This is a genomic window from Nonomuraea spiralis (assembly GCF_014648435.1).
GTDB lineage: Bacteria > Actinomycetota > Actinomycetes > Streptosporangiales > Streptosporangiaceae > Nonomuraea > Nonomuraea spiralis.
Genome location: NZ_BMRC01000003.1, coordinates 121086 through 142279 on the forward strand (window position 1 = coordinate 121086; position 21194 = coordinate 142279).

At 71.8% G+C, this 21194-nt stretch carries 15 protein-coding genes; 7 read left to right on the forward strand and 8 right to left on the reverse strand.

Annotated features, from left to right (window positions below; translation table 11 throughout):
• Positions 1-2: 2 nt before the first annotated feature.
• A complete protein-coding gene (locus tag IEZ27_RS07920) occupies positions 3-1724 on the reverse strand; it encodes a sigma-70 family RNA polymerase sigma factor (RefSeq protein ID WP_189646625.1) in 1722 nt (573 codons plus the stop codon).
• A gap of 263 nt (positions 1725-1987) precedes the next feature.
• Between IEZ27_RS07920 and IEZ27_RS07925 the strand changes: the two genes are divergently transcribed.
• From IEZ27_RS07925 to IEZ27_RS07950, 6 genes are read left to right on the forward strand one after another with little or no spacing between them, the layout of a single operon-like run.
• On the forward strand, positions 1988-3040 hold the full coding sequence (locus IEZ27_RS07925) for an ABC transporter ATP-binding protein (RefSeq protein ID WP_189646626.1): 1053 nt from the start codon (positions 1988-1990) through the stop codon (positions 3038-3040).
• Positions 3033-3710, forward strand: a complete 678-nt coding sequence (locus tag IEZ27_RS07930) for an ABC transporter permease (protein WP_125637252.1) — start codon at positions 3033-3035, stop codon at positions 3708-3710. The genes IEZ27_RS07925 and IEZ27_RS07930 overlap by 8 nt, the downstream gene beginning before the upstream one ends.
• A complete protein-coding gene (locus IEZ27_RS07935) occupies positions 3707-4399 on the forward strand; it encodes an ABC transporter permease (RefSeq protein WP_189646627.1) in 693 nt (230 codons plus the stop codon). Before IEZ27_RS07930 ends, IEZ27_RS07935 begins: the two co-directional genes overlap by 4 nt.
• Before the next feature lie 40 nt (positions 4400-4439).
• On the forward strand, positions 4440-5366 hold the full coding sequence (locus IEZ27_RS07940) for an ABC transporter substrate-binding protein (protein WP_189646628.1): 927 nt from the start codon (positions 4440-4442) through the stop codon (positions 5364-5366).
• Positions 5367-5403: 37 nt separating this feature from the next.
• Positions 5404-5886, forward strand: coding sequence for a flavin reductase family protein (locus IEZ27_RS07945; RefSeq protein ID WP_229823630.1), 483 nt, complete (start codon positions 5404-5406; stop codon positions 5884-5886).
• The gene (locus IEZ27_RS07950; RefSeq protein ID WP_125637248.1) at positions 5887-6435 is read left to right on the forward strand and encodes a flavodoxin family protein; all 549 of its coding nucleotides are present in this window, start codon (positions 5887-5889) and stop codon (positions 6433-6435) included. It begins immediately after the preceding gene.
• Here IEZ27_RS07950 and sppA read toward each other — a convergent pair.
• The 6 genes from sppA to IEZ27_RS07980 all read right to left on the reverse strand — a co-directional run bounded on the left by sppA (position 6428) and on the right by IEZ27_RS07980 (position 18810).
• On the reverse strand, positions 6428-8125 hold the full coding sequence (gene sppA / locus IEZ27_RS07955) for a signal peptide peptidase SppA (protein WP_189646630.1): 1698 nt from the start codon (positions 8123-8125) through the stop codon (positions 6428-6430). The two genes, IEZ27_RS07950 and sppA, sit on opposite strands and share 8 nt — an antisense overlap.
• A 97-nt stretch (positions 8126-8222) precedes the next feature.
• On the reverse strand, positions 8223-9581 hold the full coding sequence (locus IEZ27_RS07960) for a S8 family peptidase (RefSeq protein WP_189646631.1): 1359 nt from the start codon (positions 9579-9581) through the stop codon (positions 8223-8225).
• Between the two features lie 153 nt (positions 9582-9734).
• Positions 9735-11126 (reverse strand): S8 family peptidase, encoded by a 1392-nt coding sequence (locus tag IEZ27_RS07965; RefSeq protein ID WP_189646632.1) that lies wholly within the window; start codon positions 11124-11126, stop codon positions 9735-9737.
• 171 nt (positions 11127-11297) lie between these two features.
• Positions 11298-13172: a S8 family peptidase gene (locus tag IEZ27_RS07970; protein ID WP_189646633.1), complete on the reverse strand. Its 1875-nt coding sequence runs from the start codon at positions 13170-13172 to the stop codon at positions 11298-11300.
• Between the two features lie 97 nt (positions 13173-13269).
• A complete protein-coding gene (glgB, locus tag IEZ27_RS07975; protein WP_189646634.1) occupies positions 13270-15537 on the reverse strand; it encodes a 1,4-alpha-glucan branching protein GlgB in 2268 nt (755 codons plus the stop codon).
• Between the two features lie 117 nt (positions 15538-15654).
• The gene (locus IEZ27_RS07980) at positions 15655-18810 is read right to left on the reverse strand and encodes a BTAD domain-containing putative transcriptional regulator (protein WP_229823639.1); all 3156 of its coding nucleotides are present in this window, start codon (positions 18808-18810) and stop codon (positions 15655-15657) included.
• A gap of 73 nt (positions 18811-18883) precedes the next feature.
• Here IEZ27_RS07980 and IEZ27_RS07985 point away from each other — a divergent pair, with 73 nt between their 5' ends.
• Positions 18884-19738, forward strand: coding sequence for an NAD(P)-dependent oxidoreductase (locus tag IEZ27_RS07985; RefSeq protein ID WP_189646635.1), 855 nt, complete (start codon positions 18884-18886; stop codon positions 19736-19738).
• 122 nt (positions 19739-19860) lie between these two features.
• Here IEZ27_RS07985 and IEZ27_RS07990 read toward each other — a convergent pair whose 3' ends face one another.
• Positions 19861-21192 (reverse strand): maltokinase N-terminal cap-like domain-containing protein, encoded by a 1332-nt coding sequence (locus IEZ27_RS07990; RefSeq protein ID WP_189646636.1) that lies wholly within the window; start codon positions 21190-21192, stop codon positions 19861-19863.
• Between the last annotated feature and the right edge of the window lie 2 nt (positions 21193-21194).

A 21194-nucleotide genomic window follows, 5' to 3' on the forward strand; every position in this document is an offset into this window, starting at 1 on the left:
GCTCACGGGCCCAGGAACGTCGGCACGGAGAAGAACACGATCATCGCGATGGCCACGCAGATCAGGAAGCCGATCAGCTCCCAGGCCCAGTCGTGGTGCCGCTGCCGGCGCCGCTTGACCGCCTTCTTCCTGGCCGCGGCCTTCTTGCCCGCCGGCTGCTTGCGGGCGCCCGGCTTGGCGCCTGGCTTGGCGCCCGGTTTGGCGCCTGGCTTGGAGCCCGGTTTGGCGCCGCCGCGTCCCGGCGAGCGGGCCGGGTCGGCGCGGGGCCCGCGGCGGGACGGGTCCTGGAGGTCGCGGGCCGGGTAACGTTCGCGGTCGGCCTCGAGCTCGCGGGCGAGCTCCCAGGCGAAGTCCGCGGCACGGCTGCGGCCGGAGGCCAGGTCGGACGGGCCGGCCAGGTCGGACGGGCCGGGGGTGGCCAGGGCTGAGTCTGACGCGGCCGGTTCGTACGGGGCCGGTTCGGACGAGGGCTCGGGGAGCGGCATGCGGTAGACCGGCTCGGCGGCGGCCCTGGACCTGGGGGTGAACAGCGGCGCGGCCTCCTTGCCCGGCTGCTCTCCCGCCAAAGGACGCTGCGGGTTGCGGGCCGGTCCCTTGTCCGCCGGCACGTCCCGGATCGCCGGCACGTCCCGGATGGCGGGCATCTCCTGCGTCACCGGCTCGTCGTCCAGCACGTCCGCGGGCACGGGCGCGGCCAGGAAGAAGGGCCGCTCCCCGGGCGGGGGAACGACGGCGCCCTCCCCGCGAGCGGCCGGCGCCGCAGGCCGGGGCCACGGAGCGGGCGAGGCGGTGAAGTCGCCCGTACTGAACGGCTGGACGGCGGGAGGCGCAGGCTGGGGGTCAGGCTGGGGCTGGGGCGAGGACTTGGGCAGGAACGGCCGTACGGACGCCGCCCGAGCGGCCGGGTCGCGCAGGCTCGTCGAGTCCAGCGCCCCCAGCGGGTCCCGCAGCTTGGGCATGGGCGCGGTCGTCGCCTCGTGCACGGACGGCCGCCCCGGGGAGGGCGGCACGAGCAGGTCGGCCGGGAAGATCCCGGTGCTGGTCGCCGGGTCCGCCTCGGCGAGCGGCTGCGGCCACTCGGGCGGCGCGGGCCAGAGCGGCTTGACGAACAGCGGCCCGGGCTCGGCCGGCACCGAGCCGGCGAAGTGCACGCGCAGGATCGCGGGCGGCTCCGGCCAGGGCAGGCGTCCGAGGACGTCCCGCAGCGGCGCGACGGCGAGCGCGCCGTACACGTCGGCGACCGGCTGCGGCACCCGGCCCTCGGCCAGCGCGGCGAGGGCCATGCCCAGGACCTGGCGGAAGCGCTGACCCGCGCCGACGGCCAGCTCCTCGGCGGTGTCGGGCGCGACGTCGAGCACCCAGGCCAGCTCGGCCATGCTCAGCCCGCACACCGCGCACAACACGAGCACCTCGCGCTGCTGCGGACGCAGCTCGCGCAGCACCCGCTCGACGAGCGCCGAGGCGGGGTCCACGAGCGGGTCCACGACGGGAGGGGCGTAGACGACGTCCCGGCGGCGGATCTGGCGGCGGGCGTAGGCGTACAGGGCGGCGCGGGGCGGGACGGCGTCGGGGACGCCGCCGAGCACGGACACCAGCACGTCGGACGCGGTGCCCGGATCGCCGAGCTGGTCCGCGCAGTACGCGAACAGCCCGGCGGAATGGCGGTCGTAGAGCTCTGCGATCAGTTCTGCTCGGGGGCGCTGACCGGTGAGCGGCTGGGACACGGGGCCGATCCTCTTGCTAAATGTGCGGGCGCTAGGGCGAGGGGTACGCGTCAGGAGATTGTGGAGGTAATCATGCCAACTTTCCCAGGTCCGGCGCACCACTTGATCGAGAATTTCAGTAAATCTCCCTGGTCAGTGAAACGCTTAAGCGATCCCCGGAGGGGACATGGAGGTGGGGACCGCCGTAGTCTTGTGGGCCAACGAGATCATGCGGCGGTCGTGGCAGGGGGGCCGCGGCCCTGCCATCGAGCGAGAGGTCACGCGTGATCACTTTCGACGCTGTCACCAAACGCTATCCAGACGGCACGACCGCCGTGGACGCCCTCACCCTTGAGGCGCCCACCGGCGAGATCACCGTGCTGGTGGGCCCTTCGGGCTGCGGGAAGACGACGTCCCTCCGGATGATCAATCGCATGATCGACGCTTCCGAGGGACAGATCCTCCTCGACGGGGTGCCCGTGAGCGGCATCGACCCGCCCACGCTGCGCCGCGGCATCGGGTACGTCATCCAGCAGGCCGGCCTCTTCCCGCACCGCAAGATCGTCGACAACGTCGCGACGGTCCCGTACCTGCTGGGGTGGGACAAGAAGAAGGCCCGCGCGCGAGCCATGGAGCTGCTCGAACGCGTCGGGCTCGACCCGGCGCTCGCCGGTCGTTACCCGTTCCAGCTCTCCGGGGGGCAGCAGCAGCGTGTGGGCGTGGCCAGGGCGCTGGCCGCCGACCCGCCTGTGCTGCTCATGGACGAGCCGTTCAGCGCGGTCGACCCGATCGTCCGCACCAGCCTCCAGGACGAGCTGCTCAGGCTGCAGGCGGAGCTGAACAAGACCATCGTGTTCGTCACCCACGACATCGACGAGGCGATCAAGCTCGGCGACCGCGTGGCCGTGCTGCGGGTGGGCGGGCGGCTGGCCCAGCTCGCCGACCCCAAGACGCTGCTGTCGGAGCCGGCCGACGACTTCGTCCGCGAGTTCCTGGGCCACGACCGGGGGATCAGGCGGCTGCAGTTCGTCTCCACGAAGGGGTTGCGGCTGCGTACCGACCTGACCGCGCGCGACCGGGTGGCGAGCGACGAGCCGTGGTCGCTGGTCGTGACCGCCGACGACCGGCCCGTGGGCTGGTACGCCGGCTCGCGGCCCGAGGAGCTGGAGCCGTACGGGACGTTCGTGCTCGGGCGCGACTCGATGCGGTCGGCGCTGGACGCCGCGCTGCTGTCGCCCTCCGGCTGCGCGGTCGCCGTGGACGAGGACGGCAAGGTCGTCGGCGTGGCCACCCGGGAAGCCCTGGACGAGGCCCTGGCGGAGGCCGCCGATGCGTGAAGGTCCGCCCAGCATCTGGGAATGGATCGCGCGCAACTGGGACACCGGCCGCGCCGACAGCATCAGGAACCTGCTGACCGACCACCTGACGATGTCCCTGGTCCCGATCCTGGCCGCGCTGGTCCTGGCGTTGCCGCTCGGCCTGGCCTGCGTACGCTGGCGCTGGCTCTACCAGCCAACCTCGGGCCTGATGAACGTCGTGTACGCACTGCCGTCGCTGCCGGTGTTCATGTTGCTGATCTCGGTGACCGGGTTGTCCCAGACGACCGTGATCATCCCGCTGACCTTCTACGGCATGGCCGTCCTCATCCCGGCCGTGGTCGACGGGCTGAACTCGGTGCCCGACCACGTACGCCAGTCGGCCGTCGCCATGGGGTTCACGCCCACGCGCCGCCTGCTCCAGGTCGAGCTGCCCATCGCGACGCCGGTGGTGCTGGCCGGGCTGCGCGTGGTCGCGGTCTCCAGCATCAGCCTGGTCAGCGTGGGCGCGCTGATCGGCCAGGGCGGGCTCGGCGGCCTGTTCACCCGGGCCTACCAGAACCCGTTCATGCCGCCGGTGGTCACCGGCATCGTGCTGATCGTCGCGCTGGCCCTGGTCGCCGACGGCCTGCTGGTCCTCGCCCAGCGCCTGCTGACTCCCTGGGTACGCGCGCGGAAGGGGACGTCGTGAACTGGTTGAGCGCGTTCTTCGGCTGGCTGGCCGACTTCTTCGGCACTGGCGCCAACTGGACCGGCCCCGACGGCATCCCGGCGCGGCTGCTGGAGCACCTGGAGTTCTCGGTCCTGGCCCTGGTGCTGGCGATGCTGATCGCGGTGCCGCTGGGGCTGGCCATCGGGCACACCGGCCGCGGCGAGGTCGTCGTGGTGGTCTCGGCCAACCTGGCCAGGGCGCTGCCGACGCTCGGCCTGCTGGTGTTGTTCGTGTTGCTGCTCGGCACGTCCTCGATCTGGCCGGTGATCATCCCGCTGGTGTTGTTGTCGGTGCCGCCGATCCTGGTCAACACCTACGAGGGGATCAGGGGCGTCGATCCCGAGCTGCGCGACGCGGCGTACGGGATGGGGCTGCGCGGCGGGCAGGTGCTCGGCCGGGTGCTGGTGCCGGTGGCGCTGCCACTGATCCTGCTCGGGCTCAGGTTGTCGGCGATCCAGGTGGTCTCCACCACGACGGTCGCCGCGTACACGGGGCTCGGCGGCCTCGGCCGGTTCGTGATCGACGGTTTCGCGACCAAGGATTACGCGAGCGTTGTGGGGGGTTCAGTACTGATCGTGCTGTTCGCGCTTGTCGTGCAGATCGTGTTCGCCCTCATCCAGAGGGTGACCGTTTCGCCGGGGGTGAGCCAGAGACTGAAGGTCCGATAGTCTCCGGTATTACCTCCCGCTTTAGAAGGGAAATTCGAAAATGAGACGCATGATCGGCACCGCGGCGGTGCTCATGTCGGCGATGCTGGCGCTGGCCGCCTGTGGTGGCGGTGGCGGCGGTGGGGGCAACCCGCTCGACACCACGAGCGCGGCGCCCAGTGGGACGGCTTCCGCGGCCGGGGGCAAGGCCGTCATCGGATCCTTCGACTTCGACGAGAGTGTGCTGCTCGCGTCGATCTACGCCCAGGCGCTTGAGGCCAAGGGCGTGCAGGTTGAGGAGAAGCCGCGCATCGGCAGCCGCGAGGCCGTCTACGACCAGGTCAAGAGCGGTGGCCTGACCATCGTTCCGGAGTACAACGGCAACCTGCTGGCCTTCATCGACCTGAAGAACACCGCCTCGACGACCGACGAGGTCAACGCGGCGCTGAAGGAGAAGCTCCCGGCCGAGCTGGAAGTGCTCGACTCCTCCCCGGCCGAGGACAAGGACAGCCTCTCGGTCACCAAGGACACCCAGACCAAGCAGTCGCTGAACACCATGGAGGACCTCGCCAAGGTCTCCAAGAACATGGTCGTCGGCGGCCCGCCCGAGTTCAAGAAGCGGTGGGAGGCACGCTTCAAGGAGGTCTACGGCATCGAGTTCAAGCAGTGGGAGCCGAAGGGCCCGGCCACGGCCGACGCCCTGAAGGACGGCTCGATCCAGGTCGGCAACGTGTTCACCACCGACCCCAAGATGCTGGCGAACAACCTGGTGCCGCTGCAGGACACCAAGAACATCTTCCCCGCTCAGAACGTCACGCCCCTGCTGTTCAAGGCGGGCGCGAACGACGCGATCAGGACCACGCTCAACGCCATCTCGGCCAAGCTGAGCACGCAGTCCCTGCTCGACATGATGCAGAAGATCTCCGTCAACAAGGACGAGCCCGCCACGGTGGCCAAGGAATGGCTGACCTCCAACGGCCTCGCCTGACGCCCGCGGCGGGGGCCTCCGGATGGGGGCCTCCGCTGTGAGCGAGTTCACGGAGGCGATGGCGCAACTGGCCGCGGGCGTCGCGGTGATCACCGTTCGCGACGGGCGCGACGACCTGGGCGTGACCGTGTCGGCGTTGATGTCGGTCTCGGCCGAACCGCCGCTCGTCGTGGTCAGCCTGGCCTCCAGCGGCTATCTCAGCGAGGTGCTGCTCCGGCAGGACCGGTGGGCGGCCTCGCTGCTGTCCTGCGGCCAGGCCGCGATCGCCAGCCGCTTCGCCACCCCGGGCCGCCCCAGCGCCCGCCTCCTGGTGGCGGGCACCCCCCACCACCGCGGGACGCACACCGAGGCGCTGGTGATCGAGGGCGGCGTGGCGGCCCTGGAGGCCGAGACGACCCAGGTCGTCCCGGCCGGCGACCACACGCTCTTCATCGCGCAGGTCCTCGCCGTCCCCTATGTCGCCCCCGCGCTCCAGCCGCTGGTACGGCTGCGCGCCCGCTACCGGCCGATGGGATCCTGAATGCGCAGTTTCCTGTTCCTCCTGGGCAGCAGCCGTCTCGACGGCAACACCGAGACCCTGGCCAGGCACGCCGCCGCCGCGCTCCCGCCGGACGTACGGCAACGCTGGCTGCGCCTCGACGACCACCCGCTCCCGGCCTTCCGGGACATCCGCCATTCCGGTGACGGCGTCTACCCCGTCCCCGAGGGCAACGAGAGGCTGCTCGCCGAGGCCACCCTCGACGCCACCGACCTGGTGATCGTCTCGCCGCTCTACTGGTACAGCGTCTCCGCCGCCACCAAGCTCTACCTGGACTACTGGTCGGCCTGGATGCGCGTACCCGGGTACGACTTCAAGGCGCGCATGGCGGGCAAGACCACCTGGGCGGTCACCACGATCAGCGAGGAGGACGAGTCGGTCGCCGATCCGCTGGTCGGCACGCTGCGCCGCTCGGCCGAGTACTTCGGGTCGTGGGGCGGCACGCTCGTCGGCTACGCCAACCGCCCCGGCGACATCCTGCACGACACCGGCGCCCTGGAACGGGCCGCGGCCTTCTTCGGCGCTACCTGATCACGTACCAACCGGGCAGAGAGAGCGGACCGGCCGCGGGCAGGCCCAGCTCGGCCGACAGGCGGGCCAGCGGGCCCCAGGCGTCCAGGCGCATCCTGGCCAGGGCGGCGGATTTGTCCTCGCTGGACTCCGGGCCCCGCAGGCGCTCCAGCGGGTTGAGCCTGGGGTAGGAGCGCACGGGGGCGTCGTCGGCCAGCCGGGCACGTTCGCGGGCCAGGCCGAGCGCGTGCTCAAGGCCGCCCAGCTCGTCGACCAGGCCGTTGGCGTGGGCGTCCGCGCCGGTCCAGACGCGGCCCCTGGCCAGCTCGTGCACGCGTTCGCGGGTGAGGTCGCGGCTCTGGGCCACCTTGCCCACGAAGTCGTCGTAGATGCGGTCGAGCCAGGCGTTCACCCGGTCCCACTGCTCGGGGGAGAAGCCGCGGGCCGTGGAGAACATGCCGGCGTTGGCCCCTTCCGCCACCAGTTCGGAATTTATCCCGATTTTTTGGAGCAAGTCGGTCATGACGGGCTTGCCGCCATAAACGCCGATCGAGCCGGTCAGAGTGCCGGGCTGGGCCACGATCACGTCGGCGCCCATCGAGACGAAGTAACCCCCCGAGGCGGCCAGGTCGCCCATGGACACGATCACCGGCTTCACCTGCCGGGTCAGCATCACCTCGCGCCACACCGTGTCGGAGGCCACGTACGAGCCGCCGGGGCTGTCCACGCGGAAGACCACGGCCTTGACGTGCTCGTCCCGGCGGGCCGCGCGCAGGGCCGCGCTGACCGTGTCCGAGCCCATCGCGCCGCCGCCGCCGAGCGGGCTGCGTCCGCTGCGGCCGGCCCTGATCTGGCCGCTGCCGTGGACGAGCGCGATGCCGTCGGCCATGGGGTGCGGCAGCTTGCGCACGGCCGCGCCGCGCGCGTACCGGGAGACGAACTGCAGGTGGGCCTCGCCGCCCGCGGCACGCTTGACCTCGTCGTACACCTCGTCCCGGTACGCGAGCCCGTCCACCAGGCCGGCCTCCTGCGCCTCGGCGGCGGTGAAGGGGCCGCGGTCGAGGAGTTCGCGCACCTTGGCGGGATCGAGCCGGCGGTTCTCGGCGATGCCCCGTACGAGCTGCTCGGCGACCGACTCCACGATGCGGGTCATGGACTCGCGGTGGGGATCGGTCATGTGGTCCTGGGTGAAGGTGTTGACCGCGGTCTTGTACTCGTGCCGCTGCCCGGCCTCGACCTCCACGCCCAGCTTGGCCAGCGCGCCCTTGAGGAAGCGCTGCTCCATGGCCACGCCCGTGAGCCCGACGTCGCCGCTCGGCTGGAGGTAGACGCGCTCGAACGCGGCGGCCAGGTAGTAGGGCACGGTCCCGCCGCCGAACTCCCCGAACGTCTCGGCGTAGGCCACGGTCAGCTTGCCCGAGGCACGGAAGCCGGTCACGGCCTCGCGCAGCTCCTGCACCATGGCCAGGCCCAGGGGGTTGCCGCCGAGCTTGACCACCAGCGCCTTGACCCGGGAGTCGCGCCGGGCCCGCCTGAGCCCGGACAGCACGTCGGAAAGGCGGGTCTTGCGCATGGACAACACCGCGGCGACCGGGTCGGCCGGCGGTCCTTCCGTGAGGCCCTCGGTGAGATCGAGCTCCAGGACCAGCGGGCCGGTGCGCCGCTGGCGAAGCTTGTCGACGGTTTCGAAGATCGCCCTGCCTGCGTCCATACAGCCACCCTAAGCGACACATTTCGAATCGTGCCCAAGGGAGACGTCCAGGCGGACGCACGGGTGACGGCGTCCGCCCGGAATCGCGCCGGTGAGATCAGTGGCGGTTGCGGAGGGCGGCGTGAACGTCGATGCGGGGAGTGGTGACCTGGGTTCCCGCGCTGGTGTAGGCGATGGGCTTGCCGGTGCGCTTCAGGGCGTCGAGAAGCTGGTCGGAGGTGGCGTGCGCGCGCTTCTGCCGCAGCAGCGCGAACGAGCCCGCGACGTGCGGGGAGGCCATCGAGGTGCCGTTCAGCGTGGCGTACGCGTTGCCGCTGATGGCCGCGGTGATCGAGACGCCGGGGGCGAACAGGTCGATCAGGGTGCCCCGGTTGGAGAAGGAGGCCACGGCGTCCTGCTTGTCGGTGGCGCCCACGGTCACCACGTTGGAGACGCAGGCGGGCCAGGAGACCGAGGCGTCGAACCCGTTGTTGCCCGAGGCGACGACGGTGGCGGCGCCCTTGGCCTGGAGCTTGTCCACCTCGGCCTTGAAGTCCGCGCCGTCGCCCTCGTCGCAGTACGCGTCGTACTTGCCGCCGCCCAGGCTCAGGTTGACCGAGGCGACGTCGTACTGGTCGGCCAGCACGTTCGCGTACGCCATGCCGGTCAGGACCGAGGAGTCGTAGGCCAGCACGCACGACTTCGCGGCGCCGCAGTAGGGGGAGTTGTCGAAGCGGCTGAAGACCTGGATCGCGATGATCTTCGCCTTGGGCGCGACGCCGGGGTTCGGGAAGTCCTTGGTGGCCTGGCCGGCGGCGATGCCGGCGACGTGGGTGCCGTGGTAGCACAGGCCGTACTGGGGGTGCGGGGCGTCCTTCACGCACGCCTGCGTCTCGGAGTTCGCCGCGCCGTCGCCGATCTGGAACTGGCTGCCGTTCGGGCACAGCGGAGTCGAGCCGTCGGCCGGGTCGGTGGCCGAGAAGCACGCCTGGGCCGCGATGCGCCGGCCGAAGGCGGGGTGGTCGTTGTCGATGCCGGAGTCGAGGATCGCGATGGCCGTGCCCTTGCCGGTGTAGCCCTGCCGGTGCGCCCGGTCGGCGCCGATCAGCGGCACGCTCTGGGCCAGCGAGGGCTCGTTGAGCCGGTCCTTGCGGATGGAGACGACGTCCTGCTGCTCGGCCACCTTCTCCAGCTCGGCGCGGGTGCCGCGGTAGACGAAGAAGTCCAGCTTGTCCGCCACCTCGGCGGGCGGCGTGGCCTCGACGTTCCGCCTGTCCTGCCTGACCCCTTCCGCACCGGCCAGGGCCGACCGCACCTGGGCGGGCTGGCGTACGCGGACGATGACACGGTGCTCGCCGGTCGACGTGATCGCCGGGTCGATCTTGGACTCGGGGTCGGCCAGGGCGGGTGTGGTGATCAGCGTCGCAGCGGTGGCGGCGAGCGTGATCGCACCGGCCAGCAGAGACGTGAGTCTCAACTGATCCTCCGGGGGTTCAGGGGGTGTTTGTGTAAAGAAGTGTAGATATTGGACAAGAGATGTCAGAGAGGCGCCTGTGTTCTGTTATCGCTTCTTGTTCTGATACGCGAAAGGGCCGGATCATCCCGATCCGGCCCGTCCTTCGTGCTGCTGTCAGGCCTGGGGATCGCCCGTGGCCCGTGCGGGCGGCGTGGCCCTGGCCAGGTCGATGCGGGCCGTACGCACCTGGCCGCCGCCGGTGGAGTAGTCGATGTTGCGGCCCGTGGCCTGCAACCGCTCCAGGGTCTGCGCCACCGTGAGATCCGGGTACGCCTGCCGCATCAGCGCGAACGCCCCCGCCACGTGCGGCGCGGCCATCGACGTGCCGCTCTTGGCGTCGTATGCGTCGTCCGGGACCGAGGACCTGATGTTCACGCCCGGCGCGAACAGGTCGAGCAGCGGGCCCCGGTTGGAGAAGTCGGCCACCGCGTCCCGGTCGTCGGTGGCGCCCACCGCGACGGCGGAGGAGATGCAGGCGGGCGCCGCGACGCCGTTCACGAAGCCGTTGTTGCCTGCCGCGACCACGGGCGCGACGCCGAGGGCGATGAGCGCGTCGAAGTCCGGCTTGAGCGCCGCCGCGCTCGGATCGGCGTCGCAGTTCTGCTGGTACGGCCCCCCACCCCCCAGGCTCAGGTTCGCCGAGGCGACGTGCTGGGCCGTGGCCACCCGCGCGACGTACTCCAGGGCCAGCTTCTGGTCGGAGGTGTAGCTCAGGAAGCAGGGAGCGGAGGTGCCGATCATCGCGCACGTCATCGCCCTGTCGATGCGGCTGAAGACCTGGATCGGCAGGATGCCCGCGGCGGGCGCGACACCGTCGGAGGGGGCGCCGGGCGTCATCCGGCCCGCGGCGATGCCGGCCACGTGGGAGCCGTGCGAGCACGCGTTGACGCCGTTCACCAGGCATTGGGCGGTCTCGGCGTCCGCCGCGCCCGGTCCGGTCTGGCTCGGCTGGCTGTTCGGGCAGAGCGAGACCGAGCCGTCACTGGCGTCGGAGGAGGAGAAGCACGCCTCGTCCACGATCCGGCCGGCGAAGAACGGGTGGTCGCGGTCGATCCCGGTGTCGAGGACGGCGACCGCCGTGCCCCTGCCCGTCCAGCCGGCCTGGTTGGCCCGGTCCGAGCCGATCACCCGCGTGCTGGTGTCCAGGAGGGCCGGGCGCAGCTCGTCCTTGTAGACCGCCTGGACGCGGTCGTCCTTCGTGAGCTGGGCCAGGGTCTTGCCGTCCAGCTCGGCCACGAAGAAGTGCGGTGACTGGGTCGTCTCCAGGACCCGGCTGCCCTCGGAGGCGAGTTCGAGGTCCTTGGCCACGGCCTGCACGTTCTGACCGGGTTTGAGTTGGATGATCGAGCGGACCTTGTTCTTCGCCTGGACCTCCGCGACCAGGGCCGGGCTGATGATGGGGTCGCCGGTGTCGTGCGCGTCGGCGTGCAGCGGTGGTGTCGCGCAGAGCACGGCGGATGTCGCGGCCAGCGCTGTGGCGCCGGCCAGCAGGAACCGTAGCCTCACTTAGTCCTCCGAGGTCAGACCGTCCGGTGTGAGGTGTGCATCCCCGGGTGTGACAAGTGTGATGTCAGTGACGTATGTGAAACCGGAGAAAGCTGAGCGGCTTTTTGCCTGGTCAGGAGGAAATGGAAAGGGCCGGTCGAAAATGACCGGCCCTATCCGCGATGAGGGTGCTCAGAGGGACTTGAGCACGTTCTTCGTCGCCTTCTTCAGCGACGCCTTCGACGCCGTGCTGCTCAGCCGCACCTTCTCGGCGGCGGACAACACGGTCGTGCCGTTCGTGCCGTGCGCCCAGTTCAGCCAGGCCGTCAGCAGCGCGCTGTCCAGCTTGTCCCTGGTCGTCTTCGTGCCCTTCAACACCCGGTACGCCTTGCCCAGCGACGACGCCTTCGTCAGCTCGGGGAACACCTTGCTGGCCTTGCCGATCAGCTTCAGGTAGCAGTTGAGCGTGTTGTCGGGGATCGTCCCGCTGCTGCGGTGGATCTCCACGGCCCACTTCCCGGCGGTCATCCGGGCGCCGGCCGTACCGCGTGTGCAGACGGCGGCGGACGACGGGGCGGGGGGCGGCGTGACGGTCACCGTCACCGTGACCGTCGGCAGCGGGACCGGCGTGACCGAGGGCGTCGGAGCGGGCGCCGGCCGCTCGTCGTCCGTGGGGTCGGGCTCGGGCGCAGGGCCGCTGCTGTCCGTCGGGTCGGGCACCGGGTTCGGCGTCTGGGTGATCGGCGGCTGCGTGCCGGTGCCGGCCAGGGCCGCGCCCACGTCCAGGCGCGGCGTGGTGACCTGGGCCCCGTTGGCCTCGTACTGGTACGGGCGGCCCGTCGTCTTCAGTGTGTTGATCAGGTCGGCGATCGGCGTCTGCGGCGAGGCCGCCTTCATCAGCGCCAGCGCGCCCGCCACGTGCGGCGTGGCCATCGAGGTGCCGCTGTGCACGGCCATCTGGTTGTCCGGCACCGAGGACTCGATGTCCACGCCCGGGGCGAAGAAGTCGACCAGCGAGCCCCGGTTGGAGAAGTCGGCGATGGCGTCGGATCCGTCGTTCGCGCCGACCGCGACCGCGGAGGAGACGCAGGCGGGGTAGGAGGCGCCCTCGAAGAACTCGTTCCCGGCGGCGACCACGGTCGCGATGCCCTTGGCCAGCAGGGCGTCGATCTTCGGTTTGAAGACCGTGCCCTCCTCGGTGGCGTCGCAGTCGCCCTCCGACAGCGCGCCGCCCAGGCTCAGGTTCACCGCCGCGATGGGCTGCGTCAGCGTGCCCACGTAGTCCATGGCCAGCCGCAGCGACGACTCGAAGGCCAGCAGGCACGACGACTCGCCCATGCAGGTGTCCTCGTCGTTGACCCGGCTGAACACCTGCACCGCGATGATCCCGGCGCCGGGGGCCACGCCGCCGCTGCCCGCCGCGATGCCGGCGACGTGCGTGCCGTGCTCGCACAGGTTCACGCCGTCGGCCAGGCACTTGGCGGTGGTGGCGTCGGCCGCGCCCTCGCCGGTCTGCTGGGGCTGGCCGTTCGGGCACAGCGACTCCACGCCGCTCTCCACGGCCGAGAAGCACGCCTCGGCCACGAGCCTGCCCCCGAAGTACGGGTGGTCGCGGTCGATCCCGGTGTCCAGGACGACCACGTTCTGGCCCGCGCCGGTGAAGTTCTTCTCGTGGGCCTTGTCCGCGCCGATCTGGGTGAGGTTGGAGCTCACCTCGGTGGGGGCGTAGGTCCGGTCCCGGTGAATGGAGGTCACGCGCGGGTCCTCGGCCAGCCTGGCCAGCTCCTCGGCGGTGCCCTCCACCACCATGAACGGCTGGCTCTGCGGTTGCAGCAGCACGTCCACGCTCTCGGCCGCCGCCGTTCCGGCCACCGGCTCGTGCTGGGCGGCGTCGGTCAGCTCCACGATGGCCCGGGTGGTGTCACCGTCGAGCGCGAGGCCCTCCTCCAGCTTGCTCTGGGAGGGCGTCGGAGTCGGCGTCGTGGTGGGGTCGTCGGCGAAGGCCGGGACCGAGGCCGGCAGCAGGGCCAGGACGATCGAGCACACGATCAGGGGGCGAAATCGCACACGTCCTCCGAGGGGGATGATCTCGGAGTTTAGGGCGATTTATCCCGCTGGCACAGGCCCCAGCCCGGTTTCTCATTGAACTTTCAGCGCACACACCTCAAACGTCCAGCGAACCGGACGGCGTCCCCTCGACATCGGACAGCTCGACCTCTGACGGCGCCTCGCTGCTCGCGGCCGGTGTCCCGGTGCGCTCGGCCAGTGTCTCCTTGGCCGCGGCCGGCGCCTCCTTGGTCAGCCACACCGCGCCGAGCGGCGGCACCCGCAACGTCGTGGAGAACGGCAACCCGTGCCACGGCTCGGCCTCGGCCTCCACGCCGCCCATGTTGCCCACGCCGCTGCCCCAGTAGTCGTAGGCGTCGGTGTTGACGACCTCCGCCCAGTGACCGCCGTACGGGAGCCCGAGCCGGTAACTCTCGTGCGGCCCGCCGCTGAAGTTGACCACGCACGCCGCCGCCGACCCGTCGGCCGCGTACCGGACGAACGAGAACGTGTTGCCGGAGGCGTCGTCGGCGTCGATCCAGCGGAACCCGTCCGGCGTGGCGTCCTGCTCCCACAGCGCCGGGGTCTCCTTGTAGATCCGGTTGAGGTCGCGGACGAGCCGCTGCACGCCCTTGTGCCCGTCGAACTCCAGCACCCACCAGTCGAGCCCGCGCTCCTCCGACCACTCCGAGCCCTGGCCGAACTCGCCGCCCATGAACAGCAACTGCTTGCCCGGATGCGCCCACATGAACGCCAGCAACGCCCTGAGCTGCGCGAACCGCTGCCATTCGTCGCCCGGCATCTTGCCGAGCAGCGAGCCCTTGCCGTGCACGACCTCGTCGTGCGACAGCGGCAGCACGTAGTTCTCCGAATAGGCGTAGATGAGCGAGAACGTCATCTGATGGTGGTGGTACTGCCGGAAGATCGGCTCGCGGCGCAAATATTCGAGCGTGTCGTGCATCCAGCCCATGTTCCACTTGAACCCGAACCCGAGGCCGCCCAGGTGCACCGGCCGCGAGACGCCCGGCCAGGCCGTCGACTCCTCCGCGACGGTCGAGATGCCCGGAGCCTCCCGGTAGCACACCGAGTTCATCTCCTTGAGGAACTCGACCGCGTCGAGGTTCTCCCGGCCGCCGTAGACATTGGGGGTCCACTCGCCCTCGCGGCGCGAGTAGTCGAGGTAGAGCATCGAGGCGACCGCGTCCACGCGCAGGCCGTCCACGTGGAACTCCTGCAGCCAGTAGAGCGCGTTGGCGACCAGGAAGTTCCTGACCTCCCTGCGCCCGAAGTCGAAGACGTAGGTGCCCCAGTCGGGGTGCTCGCCCCTGGCCGGGTCGGCGTGCTCGTACAGCGGGGTGCCGTCGAAGCGGGCCAGGGCCCAGTCGTCCATGGGGAAGTGGGCCGGCACCCAGTCCAGCAGCACGCCGATGCCGTGCTGGTGCATGCGGTCCACGAAGTGCCGGAACTCGTCCGGCGTGCCGAACCTGGCCGTCGGCGCGTAGTAGGACGTCACCTGGTAGCCCCACGACCCGCCGAACGGGTGCTCGGCCACCGGCAGCAGCTCGACGTGCGTGAACCCCATGTCGGCCACGTACTCGGAGAGCTGGTCGGCCAGCTCCACGTACGACAACCCCGGCCGCCACGAGCCCAGGTGCACCTCGTAGACGCTCATCGGCCCGAGCCGCGCCGGCCGCTCGCGCCGGTCGGTCATCCAGGCGTCGTCCTCCCAGGCGTAGGACGACTGGTCGACCACGGAGGCGGTCATCGGCGGCACCTCGGTGCGCCGGGCCATCGGGTCGGCCTTGTCGCGCCAGAGCCCGTCCGCGCCGAGGATCTGGAACTTGTACCGCTCACCCGTGCCCAGCCCCGGGACGAACAGCTCCCACACGCCCGACCGGCCGAGCGAGCGCATGGGGTAGGCGGTGCCGTCCCAGTGGTTGAAGTCGCCGACGACCCTGATGCCGCGCGCGTTCGGAGCCCAGACGGCGAACGCGGTGCCGTCCACGTCCTGGTGTTCCATCACGCGGGCGCCGAGGACCTCCCACAGCCGCTCGTGCCGCCCCTCGCCGATGAGGTGCAGGTCCACCTCGCCCAGCGTGGGCCAGTGGCGGTAGGGATCCCTGACCTCGTACGGCTCCCCGCCGGTGTAGCGGACGCGCAGCGTGTAGTCGGGCACCTTGTCCAGCCCCGCGACGGTGGTCTCGAACACGCCGTGGGCCTGGTGCCTCATGTCATGGGCCGTGCCGTCGTCGAGCACCACCTGCACCCGCTCGGCCAGCGGGCGCAGCGCGCGGAACACCACGCCGCCCGAGACGGGATGCGCTCCGAGCACGGAGTGCGGATCGTGGTGTGCCCCGCCAGCCAGGCGGTCGAGCTCTGTCCTCATGGGCATGCTCCCAACCCTGCCTTATGATGACCGTCCATCCCAGGCACTGCCCGCTTTCACGGTGACAATCACCGAAAGTGCAAAATCCCGGGATGATCCCAGAAGGATGCAGGATCGTCATGGATGATCCTTGGGCGTGTCGTGGCCCGGTACGGCCTGGAGAAGGTCGTCCACCGAGCTGCCGGCCCCCTCGGTACGTCCGGCCGCCAGTGCCGTGTCTCCCAGTGCCGCCGCCACGGCCGTGGTGATGCGGTCCACGTCGCCCCGCTCGCCCGCCGGGAGCGGCGCGCCCACGGACTCCCTGAGCGCGGCGGCCTTGCCCAGCAGCCGTGCGGCCTCCGCGTACCGGCCGCCGAGCGCCCGCGCCCCCGCCAGGCCCTCCAGCGCGAGCGCGGTCGCGCGCGGGTCGCCGACCCGGCGCGCGGCCGCCAGCCCGCGAAGCTGGTACGCCGGCGCGCCCGTCGCGTCGCCGCGCAGTTCGGCCACGAAGCCCAGCTCCGCCAGGATCAGCGCCGCGCCCGGCTCGCCGGACACGTCCACCACCCAGTCCAGCCAGCGCAGCAGCCGCCGTTCGGCCTCGTCGAGGCGTCCCTGGCGGCGCGCGCCGAGCGCCAGCCCGATCTCGGCGAACTCCTCGGCCGGGCGGTTCGACTGCGACACCGCCAGCCGCCTGGCCCGTTCGTGGTGCTCCTCGGCCGTGGCGTGGTCACCGCGCAACATCGCGAGCCTGCCCAGGCGCGAAAGGGCGTCGGACACCGAGCTCCACAGGCCCAGCTCCTCGGCCATGCGCAGGCCCTCGGCGCGCAGCCCGGCGGCGCGGTCGTAGTCGCCGATGATCTCGGCGTGGTTGCCCAGGGACTCCGCCGCCCACAACTCGCCCCAGCGGTCCCCGGTCTGCCTGAACAGCGCGAGGCCGCGTTCGCCGTCGCGCCGCATGCCGTCCAGGTCGCCGCGCATCCCCGCCCATCTGGCCCTGATGACGAGCGCGGCGGCCATGCCCCACTCGTCGTCCAGCTCGCCGAACTCCGACAGTGCGGTCTCGATCATCCCGGTGCTGATCGACAGGTCGTCGTACCCGAACAGGGCGAAACCGACGAACCACCGCGCCCTGGCCCGCTCCCGGGGGTCCGTGATCGCGGCGAACAACTCCGTCACGTCCGGGCCGGGCGGCTGCCCCACCAACAGCCGCATCCCCGCAAGCCACGCCCGCGCCACCGCGACCCCGGGCTCCTCACCTGCGGGTCCTTCACCCGCCGGGATCGCGAGCGCCGTCTCCAGCGCGCGGTTGCCCTCGCCCAGGCGGCCGCGCAGGATCCAGTACCAGGCCAGCGCGTTCACCAGGCGCAGCGCCTCGGCCGGCGCGCCGAGCCGCACCGCGGTCTCCAACGCCGCCCGCAGATTGCCGCCCTCCGCGTCGAGCTGCGCGAGCGCGCGCCGCTGCCCGTGCCCCCTCAGGTACGGCTCCACCCGCTCGGCCAGCCCCCTGTAATGCCGTACGTGCCGGAGCCTGACCTCCTCCAGCTCACCCGCCTCGCCCAGCCGCTCCACGCAGTACGCCGCCACGGACTCCAGCAGCCGGAACCGCGGCCCCCCTTCGCCCCGCGCCCGCACCACCAGCGAACGGTCCACCAGCCGGGCCACCACGTCCAGGACGTCCACACCCGGCTCGGCGCAGACCTCCTCGGCCGCCTCCAGCGTGCACCCGTCGGCGTGCACGGCCAGCCGCCGCAGCACGACGCGCTCGTCCTCGCCCAGCAGCTCCCAGCTCCAGTCGATCATCGCCCGCAACGTCTGCTGCCGCGCGGGCGCGCCCCGCCGGCCGGAGGCGAGCACCCTGAACCGGTCGTCCAGCCGTTCGGCGAGCTGGCGCGGGGTGAGGGCGCGCATCCGGGTCGCGGCCAGCTCCAGAGCCAGCGGGATGCCGTCGAGGCGTTCGCAGATCTCGGCGACGTCGTCGTCGGGCTCGATGCCCGCGCGCGCGGCGAACAACTCCGCCGCCGCCTCCCGTCCGAGCGGCGGCACGCTCCACAGGGCCTCGCCCTCGATGCGCAGCGACTCCTGGCTGGTGGCCAGGATCCGCAGCCCGGGCGCGGCCCGCAGCAGCCGTCCGGCCAGCGCGGCGACCTGGTCGACGACGTGCTCGCAGTTGTCCAGGACGAGCAGCGTCCCCGTGCCCGCCGGAACACCCCGCAGAACACCCGCCAGCCGGGCGGTCAGGTCCGCCTCGGCGCCGGCCACGTCGTCCCGCAGGCCGAGCACCCCGGCCACCGCCTCGGCCACCTCGACCGCGGGCGCCCCGGCACGCAACCCCGCCAGCTCCACCAGCCACACGCCGCCGCCGAACCCGGCCGGGCCGGGGGTGTCCGCCGCGGCGAGCGCGAGGCGGGTCTTGCCGACCCCGCCGGGGCCCGTGAGCGTGACGAGCCGGTTGGCCCGCAGCAGGGCGCGCACGTCCGCGACCGCCTCGTCCCGCCCCACGAGGCCGGTGAGCGGCGCGGGCAGGTTCGTACGCCGCCGCGCCGGCCCGTCGAGCGCCGGGTCCTGCTCCAGGATCGCCTGGTGCAGCGCCACCAGCTCGGGACCGGGATCGAGCCCCAGCTCATCGGCCAGCCGCGCCCGCAGGTCGGCGTAACTGGCCAGCGCCTCGCCCTGCCGCCCGGCCCGGTACAGGGCCCGTACGTGCGCGGCCCGCAGCCGTTCGCGGAACGGATGCTCGGCCACCAGGTCGGCCAGCTCGGCCGCGAGCAGCCCGTGCTCGCCCAGCCCGAGCCGCGCCTCGGCCAGCTCCTCCACGGCGACCAGCCGCTGCTCCGCCAGCCTGGCCACGGCCGCCCTGGTGAACTCCTCGTCGGCGAACTCGGCGTAGGAGGGCCCGCGCCACAGGTCGAGGGCCTGCCGCAACAACCCGGCGCGGGCTCGCGGGTCGGCGCTGCGCTGCGCCTGCGCGACCAGGGCCGCGAACCGTCCCGCGTCCACGTCCTCGGGCTCCACCCGCAGCACGTACCCCGGCGCCCGGTACGCCACCAGCTCCCGGTCACCCAGCGCCCGGCGCAACTGCGACACCTTCACCCGCAGCGCGGCCAGGGCGTTCGCCGGCGGCCTGCCGCCCCACAGGTCCTCGACCAGGCGATCGGCGGAGACCGGCCGCCCGGCGTGGACCAGCAGGTCGGCCAGCAGCGCCCGGACCTTGACCTCCGGCACCTGGACCGGCTCGCCCCCTGGCCCCCACACGGCGAGCGCCCCCAGCACCCCGAACCGCAACTCGCCCCCCATAAGCAACTCCGAATCAGACCATAACCCCCCGCGTGCAGGGTGAACGCATCAGTCGAACGTAAGGAATCGTGAGATGTCTGCAGATATTTCGGTGATCGGACTCGGCCTCATGGGCGCGGCGCTGGCCGGCGCCCTCCTGGACGCCGGGCACCGGGTCACGGTGTGGAACCGTTCGGCGGACAAGGCCGAGCCCCTGGTCGCCAAGGGCGCCACCCGCGCCGCGACGGTGGCGGAGGCGGTCGCGGCGAGCCCGCTGGTGATCGTCTGCGTGCTCGACTACCCGGCCGTGTACGAAGTGCTGGCCGACGTGCCGCTGGAGGGCCGGGTCGTGGCGAACCTGACCACCGGCCGCCCCGTCGAGGCCCGCGAGGCGGCGGACTGGGTGACCGGACGCGGTGGCGACTACCTCGACGGCGGCATCATGGCCGTGCCGCAGATGATCGGCCGGCCCGGCGCGCTCGTGCTCTACAGCGGCTCCCGGCAGGCGTACGACCGCTTCGAGGCGGCGTTCGGCGCGCTGGCCGGCGCCCGGTACGTGGGCGACGACCCGGGCATGGCCCCGCTGCTCGACCTGGCGATGCTGACCGGCATGTACGGCCAGATCGCCGGCTTCCTGGAGGCGGTCGCGCTCGTCGAGTCGGCCGGTTACCCGTTGAGCGAGTTCACCAGCACCCTTCTGGTCCCTTGGCTCAACGCGATGGCCGCTGGGCAACCGGAGTGGGTGCAGTCCATCGAGTCGGGTGACTACACGACCCTGGTGTCGAACCTGGAGGTCAACAGGGCGGGCCTGGAGACCCTGGTCCGTACGTTCAGGGAGCAGCGCGTCAAGCCCGACCTCCTGCTGCCCATGAAGACCATCATCGACCAGCGCACCGCCCGCGGCCACGCCACCGAAGGCCTCCCCAGCCTGATCGAAGAACTCCGCTAGCCCCTCCAAACCCCGACCGAATCCACTCGGAACGCCCCCCATGGGGCCCTGCGGCCAGGCGGGGGCATCCCACGGCCCCGGCCCCCCCGGGGGCCAAGGCCGGGCCCCGGCGTCCGGGTGGGTCAGGTGGGGCGGGGGCGGAAGGCGGCCAGGGGGATGGAGACCCAGGACGGGCGGTTGCGGGCCTCGTAGACCACCTCGTACACCGCCTTGGACAGCTCGAACGCCCGCAGCAGCGCCGCGTCCCCCACCGTGATCACGCCGCCTCCCTCGCGATACCCGTCCAGGAAGGCGGTGCGGTTGCGGTCGGCCCACGCCTCGGCCCGGGGTTCCAGCTCGGCGGCCTGCGAGTGGTCGGCCAGCAGGTGCCGGGCCGCGTAGTCGAACGAACGCAACATGCCCGCGACGTCCCGCAGCGGCGACGACAGCGCCCGGCGCTCGGCCAGCGGTTGCCCGGGTTCGCCCTCGAAGTCGAGCACGACCCAGTCGGTGGGCGTGCGCATCACCTGGCCGAGGTGGTAATCGCCGTGAACACGCTGCACGGGCACTTCTCTGGTGAGCAGCTCCACCTGGTGATAGGCGTTCTCCAGGGCCGGTACGTGCCGCCGCAACTCGGGCACCTCGGCCACGGCCCGGCCCAGCCGCCGCCTGAAGCCCTCGGCCATGCGCTTGACCTCGTGGATCTCGACGAGTTCCGTCGGGAAGGACTCGGCCAGCTCGTGGTGGACGCGGGCGGTGGCGATGCCGAGCCGTACGGACTCGGCCGCGAAGTCGCCGCCCGCCTCGGCGGCGGTGACGCCCGGCAGCGAGGCGTAGAGGTCGCGGACGCTGGCCAGCGCGAGGTCCCAGCCGTCGTTGGCGTTGGACAGGTACTCCTGCATGAAGGCGAGCGTGGTGTCCGTGCCGTCCACGTCGGCCTCGATCCACCCGTACGGCTGCGCGATGTGCGGCGCGCGCCGGGCCGCCAGCGCGCTGATGATCTCCAGCTCGGGGTTGACGCCGGGGATCAGCCGGCGGAAGAGCTTGCAGATGTAGGAGTCGCCGTACACGAGCGAGGTGTTGGACTGCTCGGCCCCCAGCACCAGGCTGCGCTGGGAGGTGTCGATGGTGACGCCGGGGGCGTGCCGCATGCGCAGCCCGCTGCGGGTCTCGTCGCCCGCCATGCCCTCCAGCAGCCAGCTCATCCGGTCCGCGTCATGGACGGCGTCGTACAGATAGGTGTCGCCGACGGTGCCGATGAGGGCGTGGGTGAGCCGGTCGGGCAGTTCGTGCCGCTCGCCCATCAGGATCTGGTAGCGGTCCCGCGAGCCCTCCTGCCAGATGGCCACGATCAGGTGTCTCAGCCCCGGGGTCAGCTCGACGTCCGCGTCGATCGACAGATCGTCGATCGGGCGCCCCTTGCCGCCGAACCAACGCTGGCGGCCGATCCATGCAGCAAGGAGCTCGTCTATCACGC